The sequence below is a fragment of the Mycobacterium sp. E796 genome, assembly GCF_001672815.1.
Classification (GTDB): domain Bacteria; phylum Actinomycetota; class Actinomycetes; order Mycobacteriales; family Mycobacteriaceae; genus Mycobacterium.
Genome location: NZ_LZKK01000168.1, coordinates 1 through 21,452 on the forward strand (window position 1 = coordinate 1; position 21,452 = coordinate 21,452).

General features: G+C 69.4%; 17 protein-coding genes and 1 pseudogene. 9 read left to right on the forward strand and 9 right to left on the reverse strand.

The annotated features are described in order from the left end of the window. Positions 1-96: 96 nt before the first annotated feature. From A5706_RS12295 to panB, 3 genes and pseudogenes are all read right to left on the reverse strand, one after another. Positions 97-519, reverse strand: a pseudogene (locus A5706_RS12295) (CYTH domain-containing protein); the annotation flags it as partial. Between the two features lie 56 nt (positions 520-575). Then, positions 576-1,739 carry a cellulase family glycosylhydrolase gene (locus tag A5706_RS12300; RefSeq protein WP_068130821.1) on the reverse strand — a complete coding sequence of 388 codons (1,164 nt, stop codon included), beginning with the start codon at positions 1,737-1,739 and terminating at the stop codon, positions 576-578. 172 nt (positions 1,740-1,911) lie between these two features. Continuing rightward, positions 1,912-2,757, reverse strand: coding sequence for a 3-methyl-2-oxobutanoate hydroxymethyltransferase (panB, locus tag A5706_RS12305; protein WP_068130895.1), 846 nt, complete (start codon positions 2,755-2,757; stop codon positions 1,912-1,914). Between the two features lie 131 nt (positions 2,758-2,888). Between panB and A5706_RS12310 the strand changes: the two genes are divergently transcribed. The 8 genes from A5706_RS12310 (at position 2,889) to A5706_RS12345 (ending at position 13,955) form a co-directional block, all read left to right on the forward strand. Beyond that, positions 2,889-4,271 (forward strand): wax ester/triacylglycerol synthase family O-acyltransferase, encoded by a 1,383-nt coding sequence (locus tag A5706_RS12310; protein WP_068130824.1) that lies wholly within the window; start codon positions 2,889-2,891, stop codon positions 4,269-4,271. Between the two features lie 51 nt (positions 4,272-4,322). Next, positions 4,323-5,885 carry an alpha/beta hydrolase gene (locus tag A5706_RS12315; RefSeq protein ID WP_156767084.1) on the forward strand — a complete coding sequence of 521 codons (1,563 nt, stop codon included), beginning with the start codon at positions 4,323-4,325 and terminating at the stop codon, positions 5,883-5,885. A 229-nt stretch (positions 5,886-6,114) separates the two neighbouring features. Then, the gene (locus tag A5706_RS12320; protein WP_156767085.1) at positions 6,115-7,686 is read left to right on the forward strand and encodes an alpha/beta hydrolase; all 1,572 of its coding nucleotides are present in this window, start codon (positions 6,115-6,117) and stop codon (positions 7,684-7,686) included. A 163-nt stretch (positions 7,687-7,849) separates the two neighbouring features. Beyond that, a complete protein-coding gene (glnA, locus tag A5706_RS12325; RefSeq protein WP_068130833.1) occupies positions 7,850-9,190 on the forward strand; it encodes a type I glutamate--ammonia ligase in 1,341 nt (446 codons plus the stop codon). 51 nt (positions 9,191-9,241) lie between these two features. After that, positions 9,242-12,226 carry a bifunctional [glutamine synthetase] adenylyltransferase/[glutamine synthetase]-adenylyl-L-tyrosine phosphorylase gene (locus tag A5706_RS12330; protein WP_068130836.1) on the forward strand — a complete coding sequence of 995 codons (2,985 nt, stop codon included), beginning with the start codon at positions 9,242-9,244 and terminating at the stop codon, positions 12,224-12,226. Then, positions 12,223-12,870 carry a PaaI family thioesterase gene (locus tag A5706_RS12335; protein WP_082964327.1) on the forward strand — a complete coding sequence of 216 codons (648 nt, stop codon included), beginning with the start codon at positions 12,223-12,225 and terminating at the stop codon, positions 12,868-12,870. The genes A5706_RS12330 and A5706_RS12335 overlap by 4 nt, the downstream gene beginning before the upstream one ends. Beyond that, positions 12,867-13,727: a TIGR03619 family F420-dependent LLM class oxidoreductase gene (locus A5706_RS12340; RefSeq protein ID WP_068130839.1), complete on the forward strand. Its 861-nt coding sequence runs from the start codon at positions 12,867-12,869 to the stop codon at positions 13,725-13,727. Before A5706_RS12335 ends, A5706_RS12340 begins: the two co-directional genes overlap by 4 nt. Positions 13,728-13,736: 9 nt before the next feature. Then, complete coding sequence (locus A5706_RS12345; protein WP_066937719.1) at positions 13,737-13,955, forward strand: hypothetical protein; 219 nt, start codon at positions 13,737-13,739, stop codon at positions 13,953-13,955. Positions 13,956-14,024: 69 nt separating this feature from the next. Here A5706_RS12345 and glnA (A5706_RS12350) read toward each other — a convergent pair whose 3' ends face one another. Next, the gene (gene glnA / locus A5706_RS12350) at positions 14,025-15,461 is read right to left on the reverse strand and encodes a type I glutamate--ammonia ligase (protein ID WP_068130843.1); all 1,437 of its coding nucleotides are present in this window, start codon (positions 15,459-15,461) and stop codon (positions 14,025-14,027) included. A 261-nt stretch (positions 15,462-15,722) separates the two neighbouring features. Here glnA (A5706_RS12350) and A5706_RS12355 point away from each other — a divergent pair, with 261 nt between their 5' ends. Further along, positions 15,723-16,142, forward strand: coding sequence for an RDD family protein (locus A5706_RS12355; RefSeq protein WP_068130901.1), 420 nt, complete (start codon positions 15,723-15,725; stop codon positions 16,140-16,142). 12 nt (positions 16,143-16,154) lie between these two features. Here the strand turns inward: A5706_RS12355 and A5706_RS12360 are convergent, their stop codons facing one another. The 5 genes from A5706_RS12360 to sucB are packed head-to-tail and all read right to left on the reverse strand — an operon-like array spanning position 16,155 to position 21,322. Further along, positions 16,155-16,907 carry a DUF4191 domain-containing protein gene (locus A5706_RS12360; protein WP_068130846.1) on the reverse strand — a complete coding sequence of 251 codons (753 nt, stop codon included), beginning with the start codon at positions 16,905-16,907 and terminating at the stop codon, positions 16,155-16,157. Positions 16,908-16,947: 40 nt separating this feature from the next. Continuing rightward, on the reverse strand, positions 16,948-17,880 hold the full coding sequence (gene lipA, locus A5706_RS12365) for a lipoyl synthase (protein ID WP_068130849.1): 933 nt from the start codon (positions 17,878-17,880) through the stop codon (positions 16,948-16,950). After that, entirely contained in the window at positions 17,877-18,575 is a 699-nt protein-coding gene (gene lipB / locus A5706_RS12370) for a lipoyl(octanoyl) transferase LipB (protein WP_068130852.1), read from the reverse strand. The genes lipA and lipB overlap by 4 nt, the downstream gene beginning before the upstream one ends. A 46-nt stretch (positions 18,576-18,621) precedes the next feature. Next, positions 18,622-19,533, reverse strand: a complete 912-nt coding sequence (locus A5706_RS12375; protein ID WP_068130855.1) for a TIGR01777 family oxidoreductase — start codon at positions 19,531-19,533, stop codon at positions 18,622-18,624. A 4-nt stretch (positions 19,534-19,537) separates the two neighbouring features. Further along, positions 19,538-21,322, reverse strand: coding sequence for a 2-oxoglutarate dehydrogenase, E2 component, dihydrolipoamide succinyltransferase (gene sucB / locus A5706_RS12380; protein ID WP_068130859.1), 1,785 nt, complete (start codon positions 21,320-21,322; stop codon positions 19,538-19,540). Positions 21,323-21,452: the final 130 nt, after the last annotated feature.

Below are 21,452 nucleotides of genomic sequence, written 5' to 3' on the forward strand. Positions count from 1 at the left end.
GAGGCGCGCACCGAGGTTCGCGCACCGCTGGACGCCTCAGAGCCCGACACCGTGCCGGGCGAGTTGCGGGACGTGGTGCTGGCCATCGTCCGGGAGCGCCCGCTCGTACCCGTCGCCCGGATCAGCACCGAACGCGAGACCCAGGTCCTCTACGGCGCGGACGGGGCGGCGCTGGCCGAGTTCAGCAACGACCACGTCCCGCAACTCGCCCGGCACGGTGTCGGGCTCTGAGGCGTCCAGCGGTGCGCGAACCTCGGTGCGCGCCTCCGGGCCGGACGGCAACTTGAGGTGCCAGCCCGCGTCGTGACCGCCGGTGCGGCGGCGCAGGGTGATCTTGTTGCGCGCCAGGTCCTGCCCCGGCGTGTCGAAGTACGTCGCGTCCAGCGATTCGACCGGCGACTTGTCGACGTGAGCGATCGCGGCGATGCCTTCGAACGACGGCGACACCGTGGACTCCACGACGTCGAATTTGCGCTCCACCTCCAGATGACGCGAGGTTTTCGGCGCTTTTACAGGCATTCTCGGCTCCATTGAGGCGGCGTGGTGGGCAACCCATAGGGTGCCATATCGCGGTGCTACTGGTTGAGATGCATCGCCCCGCCGGTCAGCTGACGAAACGTTTGGATTTCGCTTTCCTGAAACGGCCGCCCGTCGGGTTGCAACAGGTCGTGGAACCACACGTCGGGAATCGAGGCGTACGGGTGATCCCACGAGTCCCACGGGAAGTACGTCTGGGTCTTGCCCGCGACGAGCCCCCAATTGATCGCACCGACCTTGCGGCGCTTGGCAATTGGCAGGATGTCCGCGACGGTGCTGCCCAACGGCCGGGCCAGGTACTCGGTGCAGACGATCGGCCGGTCCTGCGAGGCGAGCTCGTCGATGCGGTTCTCGAAGCCGGCCGGCTCGCCGTAGGAGTGGAACGTCAGGAAGTCGGAGTTGCCCAGCTGAATGGCGGCGATCGCGCTGGTGCTTCCGGCGTCGGGCCATTCGCCCTGCCACACCGCGCTCGTCAGCGGCTGGACGGGATCGACCGATCGGGCCCACGCGAACACCTGCGGCAGCAGGTCCGCGACGAGCTGCTCCTTGTCCGGCCGCTCGACCGACGCGTAGTGGTGCGAGGGATTGTCGGGCTCGTTCCACAGGTCCCAACCCAAAATCCGGTCGTCGTTGCGGAATTGGGTCAGCACCCCTGTCACATAGGCGCGCATGGTGTCGAGGTAGCCGCGGTCGCCGAGGCGTTCGGCGCCCGGGCCCTGCACCCAGCCCGAGTTGTGGACGCCGGGCGTCGGGGGCCGCTGCGGCCCGAGCCTGGGGAAGGGGTCCCAGCAGGAGTCGAACAAGACGAACAGCGGCTTGATGCCGCGGTCGGCGGCGATAGCGACGAACTGGGCGAGGCGAGCCTGGAAGCCGCGCTGATCCTGGGTCCACAGCTGGTCGTGCAGGAACACCCGCACGGCGTTGAATCCGGCGGAGCGGGCCCAGCCCAGCTCGACGTGGATGCGCAGCGGGTCGAAGGTGTCGGGCTGGAACATCTCCAGCTGGTTGATCGCGTTCGACGTGACGTAGTTGGCGCCGACCAGCCACCCCTGCGCCCGGTACCAGCGGTCGGCGCGCTCGGTCGACCACCGGCTCGCTTCCGGTGGGACGGGGGGCGGTTGCGCCGCGGCGCGGGGCACCCGCGTCAGGGCGGCGCCTCCTGCCAGTAGCAGCGGCAACTTCAAGACCGTTCGGCGGTTCACGAAGCCACCACAAGTGCCGATGTGTTCAACCCCCCGCCAAGGAGTCGCGATCATTTACAGAAGAAATCGTACTCTCTGTCACGCAACGGATTTCAGCAAAAACTTGTCTGGACAGGGTCGACTCTTCAACCGGGGGAAAGGGCGGGTTGCGTGCCCTTCGGCTAAGCGGCCGTCAGAAGCAGTGCTCCTCGGCGGGGAAGGAGCCCGCGGCCACCTCTTGCGCGTATTGCGTTGCAGCCTTTCGCAATTCGGCCCCGACATCGGCGAACCGCTTGACGAACCGCGGCGGCTTGCCGCCGCTCAGGCCGGCCATGTCCTGCCAGACCAGGACCTGGGCGTCGCAGTTGGGACCGGCCCCGATCCCGATGGTCGGGATGGTGAGCTTGCCGGTGATCTGGGTGGCCAGCTCGGCGGGCACCATCTCCATCACGACGGAGAACGCGCCGGCCTCGGCGACGGCGATCGCGTCGTGCACGGTCTGCTCCGCGGCGTCGCCGCGGCCCTGCACCTTGAAGCCGCCCAGGCTGTTCACGCTTTGCGGCGTGAAGCCGATGTGGGCCATCACCGGGATGCCCGCCGCGGTCAGGCAGGCGATCTGGTCGGCCACCCGCTCGCCGCCCTCGAGCTTGACGGCGTGCGCGCCGCCCTCCTTCATGAACCGGGTCGCGGCGGCCAGCGCCGCGGCCGGGCCGGCCTCGTAGCTGCCGAACGGCAGGTCGGCGACGACCATCGCCTGCTGGGCGCCGCGCGCAACGCCGCGCACCAGCGGGATGAGTTCGTCGATCGAGACCGGAACCGTGGTGTCGTAGCCGTACACCACGTTGGCGGCCGAGTCACCGACCAGCAGCACCGGGATGCCGGCGTCGTCGAAGATCCGGGCGGTCGAATAGTCGTAGGCCGTGAGCATCGCCCACTTGTGGCCTTCGGCCTTCATTTTCTGCAGGTGGTGGGTGCGAATCCGCGTCGGCGGCTTGGGTTGCGCAGCCGGATTGGCACCATAAGGATTTTGCTCAGACATCATTGTCCCTGGTAGTGGTCGGATCGACCCTCGTGGCCATTGCGGTCCCCGGGTTCGCTGACTCCCGCCATTCTGCCATCTCGGGTGCGCGGTTGCACCGCCCGTGTGGTGTGAGTCATACCATTCTCCGCATGCAGCGGCTCAGCGGACTCGACGCCAGTTTCCTTTACCTCGAGACCGCCGCGCAGCCCATGCATGTTTGCTCGATCATCGAAGTGGACACGTCGACGATGCCGGGCGGCTACACCTTCGACCGGCTGCGCGACGCGCTGACGCTGCGCCTGAAGGCGATGCCGCAGTTCCGCGAGAAGCTCGCCGACAGCGCGCTGAACCTCGATCACCCGGTGTGGGTGGAGGACGAGAGCTTCGACGTGGACCGCCACCTGCACCGCATCGGGTTGCCGCCGCCGGGCGGCCGCAGCGAGTTGTCGGAAATCTGCGGGCACATCGCGTCGCTGCCGCTGGACCGGAGCCGTCCGCTGTGGGAGATGTGGGTCATCGAAGGCGTGGCGGGCGCCGATTCGGATCGGCTGGCAGTGATGACCAAGGTGCACCACTGCGGGGTGGACGGGGTGACGGGCGCGAATCTGATGTCGCAGCTGTGCGCCACCGAGGCCGACGCGCCCGCACCCGATCCGGTGGACGGCGTCGGCGGCGGCAGCGGATGGCAGATCGCCGCGGGCGGGTTGGTCCGGTTCGCCAGCCGGCCGCTGCGGCTGGCCAACGTGGTGCCCCAGACCGTGTCCTCGGTGGTCGCGACTGTGCGCAAGGCCGTCGAGGGCCAGGCGATGGCGCGTCCGTTCGCCGCGCCGCGGACGGCGTTCAACGCCTCCATCACCGGCCGCCGCAACATCGCGTACGCCCAGCTGGACCTCGAGGACGTCAAGACTGTCAAGAACCACTTCGGCGTCAAGGTCAACGACGTGGTGATGGCCCTGGTGTCCGGGGTGCTGCGCCAGTACCTGGCCGAGCGCGACGCGTTGCCCGACGCGTCGCTGGTGGCCTCCGTTCCGGTGTCGGTGCACGGAAAGTCGGATCGTCCGGGCCGCAACCAGGTTTCGGCCATGTTCTCCAGCCTGCACACCGAGATCGCCGATCCGGTCGAGCGGCTGGCGGCCATCGCCGAGGCGAATTCGCTTGCCAAGGAACACAGTTCGGCCATCGGCGCCTCACTGCTGCAGGACTGGACACAGTTCGCCGCGCCGGCCGTCTTTGGCGTCGCGATGCGGCTGTACGCCCGGACCCGGCTGACCGAGACCATGCCGGTGCACAACCTGGTGGTGTCCAACGTCCCGGGTCCGCAGGAGCCGCTGTACTTCCTGGGCTGCGAGGTCAAGGCGATGTATCCGCTGGGCCCGATCTTCCACGGCTCGGGGCTCAACATCACCGTGATGTCGCTGAACGGGACGTTGGACGTCGGGCTGATCTCATGCCCGGAGTTGCTGCCGGACCTGTGGGAGATGGCCGACGACTTCGCGGTGGCGATGGAAGAACTGCTCGCGGCCGTCGGCTAGTTCGCCGCCGGAGGCGCTCATCAGAATCTCAGGTTGGCTCTGGCAGCATATGTGGGCATGGGGTTGTCTCGCCGCGACAAGGTCGCGCGCACGCTGCTGATCTGGATGGCGCTCGCCGCCGTGGCGATGCTGCTCGGCGGCTGTCTCCGCGTCGTCGGCGGGCGCGCCGTCATGGCGGGGCCCAAGCTGGGCCAGCCGATCGAATGGACGCCGTGCCGCTCGTCCAACCCCAAGGCCAAGATCCCCAGCGGCGCGATGTGCGGCCGGCTGGCGGTGCCCGTCGACTACGACCACCTCGACGGCGACGTGGCGACGCTGGCGATGGTTCGGTTTCCGGCGACGGGGGACAAGATCGGCTCGCTGGTGATCAATCCCGGCGGCCCCGGCGAGTCGGGCATCGACGCCGCGTTGAGCGTCGTGCAGACGTTGCCCAAGCGCATCCGCGAACGCTTCGACCTGGTCGGCTTCGACCCGCGCGGGGTGGGCAACTCGCGGCCGGCGATCTGGTGCAATTCCGATGCCGACAACGACCGGCTGCGCACCGAGCCGAACGTCGACTACAGCCCGGCCGGCGTGGCCCACATGGAGGACGAGACCAAGGAGTTCGTCGGCCGCTGCGTCGACAAGATGGGCAAGGACTTCCTCGCGAACGTGGGGACGGTCAACGTCGCCCGCGACCTGGACGCCATCCGCGCGGCGCTGGGCGACGACAAGCTGACCTATCTCGGCTACTCCTACGGCACCCGGATCGGCTCGGCCTACGCGGAGGCCTATCCCACCAAGGTGCGCGCGATGATCCTCGACGGCGCGGTCGACCCCAACGCCGACCAGATCGAGGCGGATCTGCGCCAGGCCAAGGGATTTCAGGACGCTTTCAACGACTTCGCCACCGATTGCGCCAAGCAGCCGACCTGCCCGCTGGGCACCGACCCGGCCAAGGCGGTCACCGTCTATCACAGCCTGGTCGACCCGATGGTGGACCCGAACAACGAGATGGTCGGCCGGCCGATACCCACCAAGGACCCGCGCGGGTTGAGTTATGCCGACGCCATCGTGGGGACCATCATGGCGCTGTATTCGCCGTCGCTGTGGCACCACCTGACCGACGGCCTGTCCGAGCTGGCCGACCACCGCGGCGACACGATGCTGGCGTTGGCCGACATGTACATGCGCCGCGACCCGCACGGCCACTACACCAATGCCACCGACGCCCGGGTCGCGATCAATTGCGTTGACCAGCCGGCGATTACGGACCGCGCCAAGGTGATCGACGAAGATCGCCGGTCCCGCGAGATCGCCCCGTTCATGAGCTACGGGCAGTTCACCGGCGACGCGCCGCTGGGCACCTGCGCGTTCTGGCCGGTGCCGCCGACGAGCAAGCCGCACGCCATCACGGCGCCCGGCCTGGCGCCGACGGTGGTGGTGTCGACCACGCACGACCCGGCGACCCCCTACAAGGCCGGCGTCGACTTGGCGCAGGAGCTGCGCGGCTCGTTGCTGACCTTCGATGGCACCCAGCACACGGTGGTCTTCCAGGGCGACAGCTGCATTGACGACTACGTGACGCAGTACCTGATCGGCGGCGACACGCCGCCGAGCGGCGCCAAGTGCTAGGGGTATTGCGGCGATTAGGTGGTGACGCGCCGCACTGGACCTTGAATGTGAGCTGGCGGTTTTCGTTGTGCGCCTAGGGCGGGGTTTCGGCGATTTTCCCGCCCCGGGCTCACATGGAACGCCCACGATTCACACCCAACGCCCGAAGACGCGACCAGGTGGCGACGCGCCGAGGCGAGATCAAGCCGTGACCATTTCGCGTTCGGACGGGTACTCGGTGCTGCAAATATTGACAGCCATGTCGCGCCTGAGACCGCTGAGCTCGGCGCTGCTGTCGTTCGGGATTCTGGTTGCGGGACAGCCGGTGCTGCCGATGCCGGTGGCCGGTGCGACCCCGGAACCGGGTGCGGGCCAGACCCCTACCCCGGCTCCGCCGGCCGCCGCGGCGCGCCCGCAGAACTGGGGCAGCTGCAGCCAATTCCTGACCGACACCAGCGACGTCCCCACCGCCCAGTGCACCACCGTGTCGGTCCCCGTCGACTACGCGAATCCCGGCGGCGCGCAGGCCAAGCTGGCGGTGATCCGGGTGCCCGCGACGGGCCGACGGATGGGATCGCTGTTGATCAACCCGGGCGGGCCGGGCGCGTCCGCGGTCGACATGGTCGCCGGCATGGCATCGGACCTGGAGAACAGCGATATCACCCGCAACTTCGACCTGGTCGGGTTCGACCCTCGAGGGGTGGGCCACTCGACCCCGCCGTTGCGCTGCCGCAGCGATGCCGACTTCGATGCGTTCCGCCGCGAACCGATGGTCGATTACAGCCCGGCCGGCGTGGCGCACATCGAGCAGATCAACCAGCACCTGGCCCAGCAATGCGCCAGCCGGATGGGCAACGCGTTCCTGGCCAACGCCGGCACCGCATCCGTCGCGCGCGACATGGACACGGTGCGCCAGGCGCTGGGCGACGAACAGATCAACTACCTCGGCTACAGCTACGGCACCGAGCTGGGCACCGCATACCTCGAGGCGTTCGGCGACCACGTTCGGGCGATGGTGCTCGACGGCGCCATCGACCCGACCGTTGACCCGGTCACCGAGAACATCAACCAAATGGCCGGATTCCAAACGGCTTTCAACGACTACGCCACCGACTGCGCCCGCTCGGCCGGATGCCCGCTGGGCACCGATCCGGCTCAATTCGTCAACCGCTACCACGCCCTGGTCGACCCGCTGGTCGCCAAGCCGGGCCGGACGTCGGACCCGCGCGGGCTGAGCTACGCCGACGCGACCACCGGCACCATCAATGCGCTTTACACCCCGGCGCACTGGAAGTACCTGACCAGTGGCCTGCTCGGGCTGCAGCGCGGCACCGACGCCGGCGACCTGTTGATGCTGGCCGACGATTACGAAGGCCGCGACAAGGCCGGGCACTACAGCAACGACCAGGACGCGTTCAACGCCGTGCGCTGCGTCGACGCCCCGACGCCGACGGACTCGGCGACCTGGGTCGCCGCGGATCAGAAGATGCGCCAGGTCGCCCCGTTCCTGAGCTTCGGGCAGTTCACCGGAAACGCGCCGCGCGACCTGTGCGCGCTGTGGCCGGTGCCCGCCACCTCGAGGCCGCATGCCGCGGCGCCGGTCGCGCGCGGCAAGGCCGTCGTCGTCTCCACGACGCACGACCCGGCGACGCCGTACCAGGCCGGCGTCAACCTGGCCCGGCAGCTCGGCGCGCCGCTGATCAGCTACGACGGCACCCAGCACACCGCCGTGTTCAACGGCGACCAGTGCGTGGACACCGCGGTGGTGCGTTACTTCGTCGCGGGCGCACTGCCGCCGGCTTCACTTCGGTGCCGGCCCTGAGCCAGTGGCAGCGTCGCGGTCATAAGTGCCGGCAACGGCACCGCCATCGGCGGCCGCGGTGGCACGGGCCTCCAGCGCACCCGAATCAAGGGCGGAGCCCCGCAACGGTTCTGAGCGGGCGTCGGTAACACAAAATTAACAGCGGTTGCCTACTGTTCGAGTTATGGATCGACAGAAGGAATTCGTCCTCCGCACGTTGGAGGAGCGAGACATCCGCTTCGTTCGGCTCTGGTTCACCGATGTGCTCGGCTACCTGAAGTCCGTAGCCATCGCGCCGGCCGAACTCGAAGGCGCCTTCGAGGAGGGCATCGGCTTCGACGGATCCTCGATCGAGGGCTTCGCACGCGTCTCCGAATCCGACACCGTCGCCAACCCCGACCCGTCGACCTTCCAGGTGCTGCCCTGGGCGACCCCGTCCGGCCACCACCACTCCGCGCGGATGTTCTGCGACATCACCATGCCCGACGGCTCGCCGTCGTGGGCGGACCCCCGGCATGTGCTGCGCCGCCAACTGCAGAAGGCCAACGACCTCGGCTTTTCCTGCTACGTGCACCCCGAAATCGAATTCTTCCTGCTGGAGTCCGGCCCCAACGACGGGTCGAGGCCCATCCCCGTCGACAGCGCGGGCTACTTCGACCAGGCGGTGCACGACTCCGCCTCCAACTTCCGCCGGGACGCCATCGAGGCCCTCGAGTTCATGGGCATCTCGGTCGAGTTCAGCCATCACGAGGGCGCGCCCGGTCAGCAGGAGATCGACCTGCGCTTCGCCGACGCGCTGTCAATGGCCGACAACGTCATGACGTTCCGCTACGTCATCAAGGAAGTCGCGATCGAAAACGGCGCGCGGGCGTCGTTCATGCCCAAGCCCTTCGCCGAACACCCCGGCTCGGCCATGCACACCCACATGAGCCTGTTCGAGGGCGACGTCAACGCCTTCCACAGCACCGACGACCCGCTGCAACTCTCGGACGTGGGCAAGTCGTTCATCGCCGGGATCCTCGAGCACGCCTCGGAGATCAGCGCCGTCACCAACCAATGGGTCAACTCCTACAAGCGGCTGGTGCAGGGCGGCGAGGCGCCCACCAACGCCTCGTGGGGGGCGGCCAACCGGTCGGCCCTGGTGCGCGTCCCGATGTACACGCCGCACAAGACGTCGTCGCGGCGGATCGAGGTGCGCAGCCCCGACTCGGCGTGCAACCCGTACCTGGCGTTCGCCGTGCTGCTGGCCGCCGGATTGCGCGGCGTGGAGAAGGGCTACGTGCTGGGGCCGCAGGCCGAGGACAACGTGTGGGACCTGACGCCCGAGGAACGCCTCACGATGGGATATCGCGAGCTGCCCACCAGCCTCGACGCCGCCCTTCGATCGATGGAGGCCTCCGAGCTCGTCGCGGAAACCTTGGGGGAGCACGTGTTTGACTTCTTCCTGCGCAACAAGCGCACGGAATGGGCGAACTACCGCAGCCACGTCACGCCCTACGAGCTGCGCACCTACCTGTCGCTCTAGCTCACACCGTGCGCCGATCCGTCTGAGAGACCGGCGGCTTGCGCTACGGTCGTGGTCGTGACCAAACCCGCGACCGAACGACCCCGGCTGCCCAGCGTGGGCCGCCTCGGGTTGATCGACCCGCCCGCGGGTGATCGCCTGGCAGAGCTGGGTTGGTACGAGCGCGACGACCAGAATTACGTCGACCGGTTGTGGGCGTTGTCCCGCGCGCCCGATCCCGACGCCGCGCTGCGGGTGCTGGTGCGGCTGTGGGAGAACCCGGACAGCGATTGGGACGAACTGAGCGCCGCGCTGCTCACCGAACGCGGGCTGCGCGGGCGGCTGTTCGGGGTGCTCGGCTCGTCGCTGGCCCTCGGGGATCACCTCGCCGCCAACCCGCAGTCCTGGAAGTTGTTGCGGGGCAAGGCCAACCTGCCCTCGCGCGACGAATTGTGCGCGACGTTCCTCGAGTGCGTCGACGAGGCACTGAGCGCCCCCAGGTCGGCGTTGGAACGCCTGCGCATCCTGTACCGCGACCAGCTGCTGGTGTTGGCGGCCCTCGACCTGGCCGCCACGGTCGAGGACGAGCCGGTGCTCCCGTTCACCGTGGTGGGCGCCCAGCTGTCGGACCTCGCGGACGCCGCGCTGGCCGCCGCGCTGAGGGTGGCCGAGGTCAGCGTGTGCGGCGACGGCACGCCGCCGCGGCTGGCGGTCATCGCGATGGGCAAATGCGGTGCGCGCGAACTGAACTACGTCAGCGACGTCGACGTCATCTTCGTCGGCGAGCGCGCGGACGCGGTCACCACCCGGGTGGCCAGCGAGATGATGCGGGTGGCGTCGTCGGCCTTCTTCCAGGTCGACGCCGGGCTGCGCCCGGAGGGCCGCAGCGGCGAGTTGGTGCGCACCCTCGAATCGCACATCGCCTACTACCAGCGCTGGGCCAAGACGTGGGAGTTCCAGGCGCTGCTGAAAGCCCGGGCGGCCGTCGGCGACGCCGAGCTCGGCGAGCGCTACCTGGCCGCGTTGACGCCCATGGTCTGGGTCGCCTGCGAGCGTGAGGATTTCGTCGTCGAGGTCCAGGCCATGCGCCGCCGGGTGGAGCGGCTGGTGCCCGCCGAGGTCCGCGGCCGCGAGATCAAGCTCGGCAGCGGCGGGCTTCGGGACGTGGAGTTCGCGGTGCAGCTGCTGCAGCTGGTGCACGGCCGCAGCGACGAGTCGCTGCACGTGGCCTCGACGGTGGACGCGCTGGACGCGCTGGGCCAAGGCGGCTACATCGGACGCGAGGACGCGGCGAACCTGACCGCGTCCTACGAGTTCCTGCGGCTGCTCGAGCACCGGCTGCAACTGCAGCGGCTCAAGCGCACCCATCTGCTGCCGGAGGCCGATGACGAGGAGGCGGTGCGCTGGCTGGCGCGCGCGGCCCACATTCGCCCCGACGGCCGCCACGATGCGGCGGGGGTGCTGCGCGAGGAGCTCCGGCACCAGAACGTGCGGGTGTCAGGCCTGCACGCCAAGCTGTTCTATCAGCCGCTGCTGGAGTCGATCGGGCCGGCCGGTTTGGAGATCGCGCACGGCATCACCTCCGAGGGCGCCGAGCGCCAGCTGGCGGCGCTGGGCTATGAGGGCCCGCAGACCGCGCTGAAGCACATGTCGGCGCTGGTCAACCAGAGCGGGCGGCGCGGCCGGGTGCAGTCGGTGCTGCTGCCGAGGCTGCTCAACTGGATGTCGTATGCGCCCGATCCCGACGGCGGGCTGCTGGCGTACCGACGCCTGTCGGAGGCGCTGAGCGGGGAGAGGTGGTACCTGTCCACGCTGCGCGACAAGCCCGCGGTGGCCCGGCGGCTCATGCACGTGTTGGGAACGTCGGCCTACGTGCCGGACCTGCTGATGCGCGCGCCCCGGGTGATTCAGGATTACGGCGACGGCCCGGGCGGGCCCAAGCTGCTCGAGACCGACCCCGCCACGGTGGCCCGGGCGCTGATCGCGTCGGCGAGCCGCCACCCCGACCCGGTGCGGGCGATCGCGGCCGCGCGCGCGCTGCGGCGCCGCGAGCTGGCCCGCATCGGCTCGGCCGACCTGCTCGGTTTCCTCGAGGTCACCGACGTGTGCAAGGCGCTCACGTCGGTGTGGGTGGCCGTGCTGCAGGCCGCCCTGGACGCGATGATCCGGGCCAACCTGCCCGATGACAAAAGGGCGCCGGCGGCCATTGCGGTCATCGGCATGGGCAGGCTGGGCGGCGCCGAGCTGGGCTACGGGTCCGACGCCGACGTGATGTTCGTCTGCGAGCCGGCCCACGGCGTCGACGACTCGCAGGCGGTGCGGTGGTCGACGACGATCGCCGAGCAGGTGCGGGCGCTGCTGGGCACGCCCAGCGTCGACCCGCCGCTCGAGGTGGACGCGAACCTGCGGCCCGAGGGGCGCAGCGGCCCGCTGGTCCGCACGCTCAGTTCCTACACCGCCTATTACTCACAGTGGGCGCAGCCGTGGGAGATTCAGGCGCTGCTGCGCGCGCACGCGGTCGCCGGCGACGCCGAGTTGGGCCAGCGGTTCTTGGTGATGGCCGACCAGACGCGTTACCCACCCGACGGCGTGTCGGCGGAGGCGGTGCGCGAAATCCGCCGCATCAAGGCCCGCGTCGAGTCCGAGCGGCTGCCGCGGGGTGCGGACCCCAACACCCACACCAAGCTGGGGCGCGGCGGACTGGCCGACATCGAATGGACCGTGCAGCTCATGCAACTGCGGCACGCGCACGAGGTGCCCGCGCTGCACAACACGTCGACGCTGGAATCCCTGGACGCCATCGCCGCGGCAGGCCTGGTGCCCGCCGAGGACGTGGACCTGCTGCGGCAGGCCTGGCTGACCGCCACACGGGCGCGCAACGCGCTCGTGTTGGTTCGCGGCAAGCCCACCGACCAGCTGCCGGGGCCGGGCCGTCAGCTCAAGGCGGTCGCGGTGGCCGCGGGTTGGTCGTCCGACGACGGCGGCGAGTTCTTGGACAATTATCTGCGGGTAACGCGCCGGGCAAAAGCGGTGGTGCGCAAGGTGTTTGGAAGTTGAGTCAGGAGGCCGGCGCGTTGGACGCCACATTCGAGGTGCTCAGCGCGGCGGAAGCCCAACGCGTGACGGCCCTGTACACCCCGCTGGCCGATGCGGTCCGCGACCTCATCGACGCCACGATCCGGACCGAGGCCGACGAGGGCGTCGTCGCCGACGCGCGATCCGCGATCGAGGAAGTCACCAAGTCGCTGCGGCAACGGACGCGGCCGATGGGGGTGACCTACCGCGTCGACGGCGGTCGCCCGCTGACGCTCGGCAACGCCGCGATCGGCCTCGGCAACCCGATCGCCCCGCCGGTGATCGTCCACCACGACGGCGGCGGCCGCTGCTGGAGCGAGTTCGTCCTAGGGACGGCCTACGAGGGCCCGCCCAAGCTGGTGCACGGCGGGGTGAGCGCCCTGGTGCTCGACCACATGCTGGGCGAGGCGGCCAGCGAGGGGCTCTCCAAGCCGCGTTTCACCGGGACCATCACCGTGAAGTACCTGCGCGGCACCCCGCTGGGCGCGCTGCGCTCCGAGGCGTGGGTTGACCGCAAGGAGGGAGTCAAAGTCTTTGCGCGCGGGACTATTTCGGACGCGCACGGGGTCACCGTCGAGGCCGAGGGCGTCTTCATCGAGCCGTCGTGGGCGAGGGAAGCCGAATGAAGTTCTACGTCAGCAGCGCCTTCTTGAACACCCGGGAGATCGTCGAGATCGCCAAGGCGGCCGACGAACTCGGCTACGACGGAGTCGGCATCCCGGACCACGTCGTCAACCTGGAGACCCTGGACACCCCGTACCCGTACACCAGGGACGGCCAACGACGCTGGCAGCCCTTCACCGACTGGCCCGACCCGTGGGTCCTCGTCGGCGCGCTGGCCCAGGTCACCACCCGGCTGCGGTTCGTCACCACCGTCTACATTCCCGCCATGCGCAACCCGTACTCGGCGGCGAAAGCCATTGGCACTGCGGCGGTTTTGGCGTCCGGCCGGGTGGAGCTCGGGATCGGTGTCGGGTGGTGCCGCGAGGAGTTCGCCTTGATGGGTGAGCGGTTCGAGGCCCGCGGCAAACGCACCGACGAGATCATCGAGCTGATGCGGGCGCTGTGGCGACCGGGCTGGGCCGAGTTCGAGGGCGCGTTCTACCGGACACCGCGCCTGGAAATGGAGCCGACGCCGCCGCCGATACCCGTGTATGTCGGCGGGCTCAGCGACATCGCGCTGCGCCGCGCCGCCCGCAACGACGGCTGGATCGGCGACCTGATCAAGACCGATCGGGCCATCGAGGCCGTGGGCCGGCTGCGGGAACTGCGGGCCGAACTCGGCTTGTCCATGGACGATTTCACCATCCTGACCCCGCTCACCGACGCCTTCACCACGGCCGACTATCAGCACGCCGCGGACGCCGGCATCACCGGCATCATCACCATGCCGTGGATGTTCTACTCCGGCCCAGACGCCACCCTGGCCGACAAGATCGACGGCATGCAGCGCTTCCGCAAGGACCTGTCGCTCGACGGCTAGAATTTGCCGGTGGCTTTCACGGTCGTTTTCAGCAACGGTGAACCGCGCGATTACGGCGCCTTCGACAGCTACGAGGTCACCGACGCGGGAGTGCTGATCATCTCGATGCATCGCGAAGACGTCGAGCGGCATTACGTCGCGCCGGGCGGCTGGCTGGAGGTCGTCGAAATGGCCGAGGGGCAGCCGGTGCGGATGACCCGCGGAATCCTGGGCCGCCGCCCCGGCTGAGGTGGCGAGCAGACGTAAAAGCCCCCGCACGCTCGGCGTGTCGGGGGCTTTTACGTCTGGTCGTGGGGCTTACACGTCGAAGTAGAGCGAGAACTCGTAGGGGTGCGGCCGGATCTGGACCGGCAGGATCTCGTACTCGCGCTTGAAGTTGATCCACGTCTCGATCAGGTCGGGCGTGAAAACGCCGCCCTCAGTGAGGTATTCGTGGTCGGCCTCCAGCCGGTCGATCACCGCGGACAGCTGGGTCGGCGCCTGCGGGATGTTGGCGGCCTCCTCGGGCGGCAGCTCGTAGAGGTCCTTGTCGACCGGCGCCTGCGGCTCGATTTTGTTCTTGATGCCGTCCAAGCCGGCCATCAGCATGGCCGAGAACGCCAGGTACGGGTTGCCCGACGAGTCGGGGCAACGGAACTCCAGCCGCTTGGCCTTCGGGTTGCTGCCCGTGATCGGGATCCGCACGCACGCCGAACGGTTGCGCTGGCTGTACACCAGGTTGATCGGCGCCTCGAAGCCCGGCACCAGCCGCTTGTAGGAGTTCACCGTCGGGTTGGTGAACGCCAGCAGCGACGGGGCGTGGTGCAGCAGTCCGCCGATGTAGTGCCGCGCGATGTCCGACAGGCCGGCGTAGCCGGTCTCGTCATACATCAGCGGGCTGCCGTCCTTCCACAGCGACTGGTGGGTGTGCATCCCGGAGCCGTTGTCGCCGAACAGCGGCTTGGGCATGAAGGTGACGGTCTTGCCGGCCTGCCACGCGGTGTTCTTGACGATGTACTTGTACAGCTGCATGTCGTCGGCCGCGTGCAGCAGCGTGTTGAACTTGTAGTTGATCTCGGCCTGGCCGCCGCTGCCGACCTCGTGGTGGCCTTTCTCCAGGCTGAAGCCTGATTTGATGAGGTTCGACAACATGTCAGCGCGCAAGTCGACGTAGTGGTCGACCGGAGCGACCGGGAAATACCCGCCCTTCGGGCGGACCTTGTAGCCGCGGTTGGGGCTGCCGTCGCTTTCGTTGGGCTCACCCGTGTTCCACCAGCCGGAGATCGCGTCCACCTCGTAGAAGGAGCCGTTGGTGCGCGAGTCGAAGCTCACCGAGTCGAAGATGTAGAACTCGGCCTCGGCGCCGAAATACGCGGTGTCGGCGACCCCGGTGCTGATCAAGTAGTTCTCCGCCTTGCGCGCGATGTTGCGCGGGTCGCGCGAGTAGGGCTCGAGGGTGAACGGGTCGTGCACGAAGAAGTTCAGGTTCAGCGTCTTGTGCTCGGTGAACAGGTCGATCTGGGCCGTCGCGGGGTCGGGCAGGAGCAACATGTCGGACTCGTGGATCGACTGGAACCCGCGAATCGAGGAGCCGTCGAAGGCCAAGCCGTCCTCGAACACGCTCTCGTCGAAGAACGAAATCGGAATCGTGAAGTGCTGCATGATGCCTGGCAAGTCACAGAACCGGACGTCGACAAATTCGACGTTCTCGTCCTTGGCGAGTTTGAAGACGTCGTCGGGTGTCTTTTCCGTCACAGAATTGCTCCTTTACTTGGTGATCCGCGGCCTGACGCTATGGAGCTTGTGTTGCCCGTCAGTCAACCCGATGTTGCGCAGAGGTTACGTGACCACGCTTCCCCGCACCAGAATCCGGGTCGCCGGCGGGTTCTATTGTGGGGCCATGGACGGCAGCATCGTATCTGGTCCGCATGACGGACACACCGTCGCATCCCCGCCGGGTCGCGGGCGTACGCGGCGGTTCCACCGGGCCGTCGGAAGCCGCCCGTGACCGACGGTTTGCCGGGATCGCGGTCCGCTTATCCGGGTGAGAGCCTCGGCCTGCCGCAGACCGGTCCCGGATCCCTGGCGCCGATGGGCCGACGGCTGGTCGCGCTGATGATCGACTGGCTGATTTCCTACGGCTTGGGCGCGCTGGCCATGGCGTTCGGCCTGTTTTCCCAGCGGACGCTGGCGACCGCGGTGCTGGTGATCTGGTTCGTGCTCGGGGTGGTGGCGGTGCGGCTGTTCAGCTTCACGCCGGGGCAGTTGGCGCTGGGTCTGCAGGTGGCGTCGGTGGACGGCCGGGTGCCGGTCGGCCTCGGCCGGTTGGTGGCGCGCGGGCTGCTCATCGCGACGGTCATCCCGGCGCTGTTCACCGACTCCGACGGCCGCGGCCTGCACGATCGGCTGACAGGGACGGCCGTGCTGCGGCGGTGACGGTGACCCGTGTTACCTGCGGCGCACCGTGCGCTGCACGCCGCGCATCTTGCCGGCGTTCGGCAGCGGCCCCTTGGGCATGACGCCGGCGCCGGCGCGCGAGCCCAGGGCGGCCAGCCGCGACTCCAGCGTGTCCATCTGCTTGGCGGTGATGTTGGCCGGAAGCTTGGTGAGGTGGCGCTCCAGCTTGCCCAGCGGCACCTCGCCCTCGCCGTTACCGACGACGATGTCGTAGATCGGCACCTCGCCCACCAGCCTGGCGGTGCGCTTCTTCTCCTGGGCCAGCAGCGGTTTGACCCGGGCCGCCGATCCCTCGCCGACCAGGATCACGCCGGGCCGGCCGAGCACCCGGTGCACCGCGTCGAAGTGGCCGGTCGCGGCGACCCCGGGGGTCACCCGCCACTTGCCCCGCAGGTTGTCCAGCACCCACGCGGCCGCGCCGGTCTGACCTTCGGCTTTGCTGTAGACCGCGCGCTGGGCCCGGCGGCTGAAGATGATGAACGCCACCAGGGCGCCCAGCAGCACGCCGAACGGGATCATCGTGATCATGGTCAGCCCGCCGGCCCAGATGCCGACCGCCACCGCGGCGCCCACGATCAGCACAAAGGCGCCGATCATGTACGGCAGCAGGCGCTTGTCCTCCTTGCGCTGCATGTTGAACGCCTGCCACAACTGGCCGCGGCGCTCCTTCGCGGCGGCCTTGCGGGCGGCGGTTGCCTGAGCCCGGGCGGCCTTGTTCTCGGCGGCGGTGCGGGGTTTAGCCATAATCACCAAGGATACGTTCGGCCACCGAACGCCGGGAGACTCAGGCCGTCGAGGCGCGGCCGCGCACGGCTTGGTCGTAGAGCCGCCCGGCCCGATACGACGACCGCACCAGCGGCCCGGAGAGCACCCCGGAGAAGCCGAGGCCCTCGGCGTGCCGGGCGAACTCGTCGAACTCCTCGGGCGTCACCCAGCGCTCGACCGGGTGGTGGCGCGACGTCGGGCGCAGGTATTGGGTGATGGTGACGATGTCGCAGCCGGCGTCGCGCAGGTCGGCCAGCGCGCCGCGCACCTCGTCGGCGGTTTCGCCCAGCCCGAGGATGAGGTTGCTCTTGGTGATCAGGCCGATGTCGCGGGCCGCGGTGAGCACGTCCAGGCTGCGCCGGTAGGTGAAGGCGGGCCGGATCCGCTTGAAGATCCGCGGCACCGTTTCGACGTTGTGCGCCAACACTTCCGGGCGTGACTCGAACACCTCCGCGAGCCGCTCGGGGGCGCCGTTGAAGTCGGGGATCAACAGCTCGACGCCGGTCGACGGGTTGAGCTCCTTGATGGCCCGCACCGTCTCGGCGTAGAGCCAGGCGCCGCCGTCGGGCAGGTCGTCACGCGCGACGCCGGTGATGGTCGCGTAGCGCAGTCCCATCGTCTGCACGCTCTCGGCGACCCGCCGGGGCTCGTCGCGGTCCAGCGCCGCCGGTTTTCCGGTGTCGATCTGGCAGAAGTCGCAGCGACGGGTGCACTGGTCGCCGCCGATCAGGAAGGTGGCCTCCCGGTCCTCCCAGCATTCGAAGATGTTGGGGCAGCCGGCCTCCTCGCACACCGTGTGCAGGCCCTCCCGGCGGACCAGGCCCTTCAATTGGGTGTATTCCGGACCCATCCGGGCCCTGACCTTGATCCACGGCGGCTTGCGTTCGATCGGGGTCTGCGCGTTGCGCACCTCCAGGCGCAGCAGCTTGCGGCCTTCGGGAGCGACAGTCACATCGTTGATGCTACGCGGGCAACCGGGTGGTCACGCACCGGAAGCGCGCCGTCCAGGGCGTCGCAGACGGCGGCGGCGACCGCCGCCCGCACCTCGTCGACGGCGACGGTGCGCCGCAGTTCGGCGGACAGCGACGTCACTCCGGCGTCGCTGATGCCGCACGGGACGATCGAGTGGTAGGCGCCCAGGTCGCAGTCGCAGTTCAGGGCGAACCCGTGCAGCGTGGTCGCCCGCGACACCCGCACGCCGATGGCGGCGACCTTGCGGGCCGGCCGGCCGCCGCCGGCGGGCACCCAGACCCCGGAGCGGCCGTCGACCCGGGCGGTGTCCAGGCCCAGGTCGCCGCACACCTTGATGAGCGCTTCCTCAAGGCGCCGAACGTATTTGACGACGTCGAGCGGCTCGGCCAGCCCGATGATCGGGTAACCGACCAGCTGCCCGGGGCCGTGCCAGGTGATCTTGCCGCCGCGGTCGGTGTCGACCACCGGCGTCCCGTCAGCCGGTCGCTCGTGCGCCTCGGTCCGCCGCCCGGCGGTGTAGACCGCCGGGTGCTCCAGCAGCAGTAGGGTGTCGGGCCCGCCGGCGACCCGGGCGTCGGCCAGATCGCGCTGCAGCTGCCAGGCGGTGCGGTATTCGACCGTCCCGAGCTGGCGGACGTCGATCGCGGCCGAACTCGACCGGATGGAATCACTCACCCCGCCGACGCTACTCGGCCCGCCCTCGGCAGGCGACGCGACGCTACTAATCGTGATCGCGGCGGGCCGTGGCGTAGGCGAGCGCCTCGCCAATTGTGTTGTGGTGGAACTCGAAACCGGCGCGCTCCAGCGCGGACGGGATCGCGCGCTGACCGGTGAGCAGCCCCTCGTCGGCGAACTCCCCGAGCGCGGCCCGCACCGCGAAACCGGGCAGCATCAACGGGGTCGGGCGATTGAGCGCACGGCCGAACGCGGTGGTGAACTCCGCGTTGGTCACCGGCGCCGGTCCGGTCAGGTTCACCGGTCCCGACAGCGACGGGTGAGAGATGGCGAACAGCAGCGCCCGCACCTCGTCTTCCAGGGTGATCCATGACATGTATTGCCGGCCGCTGCCCAGCCGGGCGCCCAGGCCCGCCGCGAACAACGGCCGCAGCCGGCGCAGCGCACCACCCGACTTTGCCAACACCAGGCCGGTGCGGGCCAGCACCACCCGGGTGCCGGCGTATTGGGCGGGCAGCGTCGCGGCCTCCCAGTCCTCGCACAGCTGCGCGAGGAAACCGCTTCCCGCCCGGGCGTTTTCGTCGACCACCCGGTCCCTGGTGTTGCCGTAGTAGCCGACCGCGCTGGCGTTGATCAGCGTTTCGACGCCGGCGTCGGCGACTGCGTTGGCCAGCACCTCCGTGGGAGCGATGCGGCTGTCGCGCAGGCTCTGCTTGAAGGCGCCCGACCAACGGCGCTGCCCGACGTTGACGCCGCACAGGTTGACGACGGCGTCGACGTCGACCAGCGCGTCGGCGTCGAACTCGCCGCTCTCCGGATGCCAGTGCAGCTCTTCGGAATTCGTCGGCGTGCGGCGCACGATTCGCAGCACCGGGTGGTCGGCGGCGCGCAGCGCGGCGGCCAGGGCGGAGCCGATCAGGCCGGAGGAACCCGCTATCGCGATGACGGGCTTGGGCACCTCGTCAGAGCCCCAGATCAGCCTCGAAGGCTCCCTCTTCGAGCCGGTTCTTGATCGTGGTGAGGAAACGTCCGGCGTCGGCGCCGTCGATCAGCCGGTGGTCGTAGGTCAGCGGGAGATAGCAGATCGAGCGGACGCCGATCGACTCGTTGCCGAACTCGTCCACGATCACCCGCGGCCGCTTGACGATCGCGCCGGTGCCCAGCATGGCCGCCTGCGGCGGAACCAGGATCGGTGTGTCGAACAGGGCGCCCTGGCTGCCGATGTTGGTGATCGTGAAGGTGCCGCCGGACAGCTCGTCGGGCTTCAGGTTGCCCGACCGGGCGCGCTCGGCGATGTCGGCGATGGCCCGGGCCAGCCCGGCCAGCGACAGGTCGCCGGCGTTGTGGACGACGGGGGAGAGCAGGCCCTGCTCGGTGTCGACCGCGAAGCCGAGGTGCTCGGCGTCGTAGTAGGTGATCTCCTTGGTTTGCTCGTTGTAGCTGGCGTTGATGTTGGGGTGGATCTTGAGCGCGTCGATCACGGCGCGGGCGATGAACGGCAGGTAGGTCAGGTTCACCCCCTCACGCTCGGCGAACGACGACTTGGCCCGGGCCCGCAGCCCCACGATCTTGGTCATGTCGACCTCGTGGGTCTGGGTGAGCTGGGCCGTGGCCTGCAGCGATTCGCGCGTCTTGGCCGCCGTGAGCTGCCGGATCCGGCTGGCCTTCTGGGTGGTGCCGCGCAGGTGGGCCAGCGCGGGCGCCGGGGTGGGCGCGGCGGCGGGAGCCGCCTTGCCCTCCGAGGCCGGGGCGGCGGCGGGCGCCGCGGCCGGTGGGGGCGCCTGCTTCGCCTGCTCCTTCTTCTGTGCCGCCGCGAGCACGTCCTGCTTGCGGATGCGACCGCCGACGCCGGTGCCGGCAACCTCGGAGAGGTCGATGTTGTTCTCGTTGGCCAGCTTTCGCACCAGCGGGGTCACGTACGGCGCGCCGTCCGCGCTCGGGCCGCCGGCCTGCGCCGCGGCGGGTGGGGCCGGCGCGGATTCGGGTTGCGGCGCCGGTGCGGGTTTGGCCGCCGCGGGCTCCGGTTTGGGTTCGGGCTTGGGCTCCGGCTTTGGCTCGGGTTGGGGTGCGGGCGGCGCCGGGGGCGCCGAGGGTGCCGGCGCGGCGGCCTCCGTTCCGGCGCCGATCCGGGCCAGCTCGCCGCCGACCGGGACGGTCGCGTCCTCCTCGGCGGTGATGCTCACCAGGACGCCGGCCACCGGCGAAGGGATCTCGGTGTCCACCTTGTCGGTGGACACCTCCACCAGCGGCTCGTCGACCTGAACCGAATCGCCGACCTTCTTCAACCAGCGGGTCACGGTGCCCTCGGCCACCGACTCGCCGAGCTCGGGCATCAGCACCGGCTTGGAGTCGCCGGAACCGCCGCCCGACGCGGCCGGCTGGGCGGCCGGGGCCGGGGCCGGCGGCTCGGGTTCGGGCTGGGCCTGGGCCTGCGGTTCGGGCTGGGGCTCCGGCTCCGGCTGCGGTTCCGGTTGGCTGGGCTCCTGGGGTTGGGCCTGGGGTTGCTCTCCCGCGTCGCCGATCACCGCCAATTCGCCGCCGACCTCGACCGTGTCGTCCTCCTGGGCGACGATCTTGGTCAGCACGCCGGCGGCCGGTGACGGTATCTCGGTGTCCACCTTGTCGGTCGACACCTCGACGAGGGGCTCGTCGAGTTCGACCGTGTCGCCCTCCTGCTTGAGCCAGCGGGTGACCGTCCCCTCGGTGACGCTCTCACCGAGTGCCGGCATCTGGACGGAGAAGGCCATCTTTTCTGACTCCTCGATCGCTCGTGGGTCGGGGCGGGTCGACTATCAAAACTATCCTGTCACTGCGCATTCGTCGGCACACATCCAGGGCGACCGCGTTCGGGTACCGGGTCGGCGCCGACGCGCTTGC

Excerpts from the sequence above, each read along its gene's own strand:
- sucB (WP_068130859.1), bottom strand. The coding sequence starts at position 21,322 with ATGGCCTTCTCCGTCCAGATGCCGGCACTCGGTGAGAGCGTCACCGAG.
- A5706_RS12360 (WP_068130846.1), bottom strand. The coding sequence starts at position 16,907 with ATGGCTAAACCCCGCACCGCCGCCGAGAACAAGGCCGCCCGGGCTCAG.
- glnA (WP_068130833.1), top strand. The coding sequence starts at position 7,850 with ATGGATCGACAGAAGGAATTCGTCCTCCGCACGTTGGAGGAGCGAGAC.
- A5706_RS12340 (WP_068130839.1), top strand. The coding sequence starts at position 12,867 with ATGAAGTTCTACGTCAGCAGCGCCTTCTTGAACACCCGGGAGATCGTC.
- A5706_RS12310 (WP_068130824.1), top strand. The coding sequence starts at position 2,889 with ATGCAGCGGCTCAGCGGACTCGACGCCAGTTTCCTTTACCTCGAGACC.
- panB (WP_068130895.1), bottom strand. The coding sequence starts at position 2,757 with ATGTCTGAGCAAAATCCTTATGGTGCCAATCCGGCTGCGCAACCCAAG.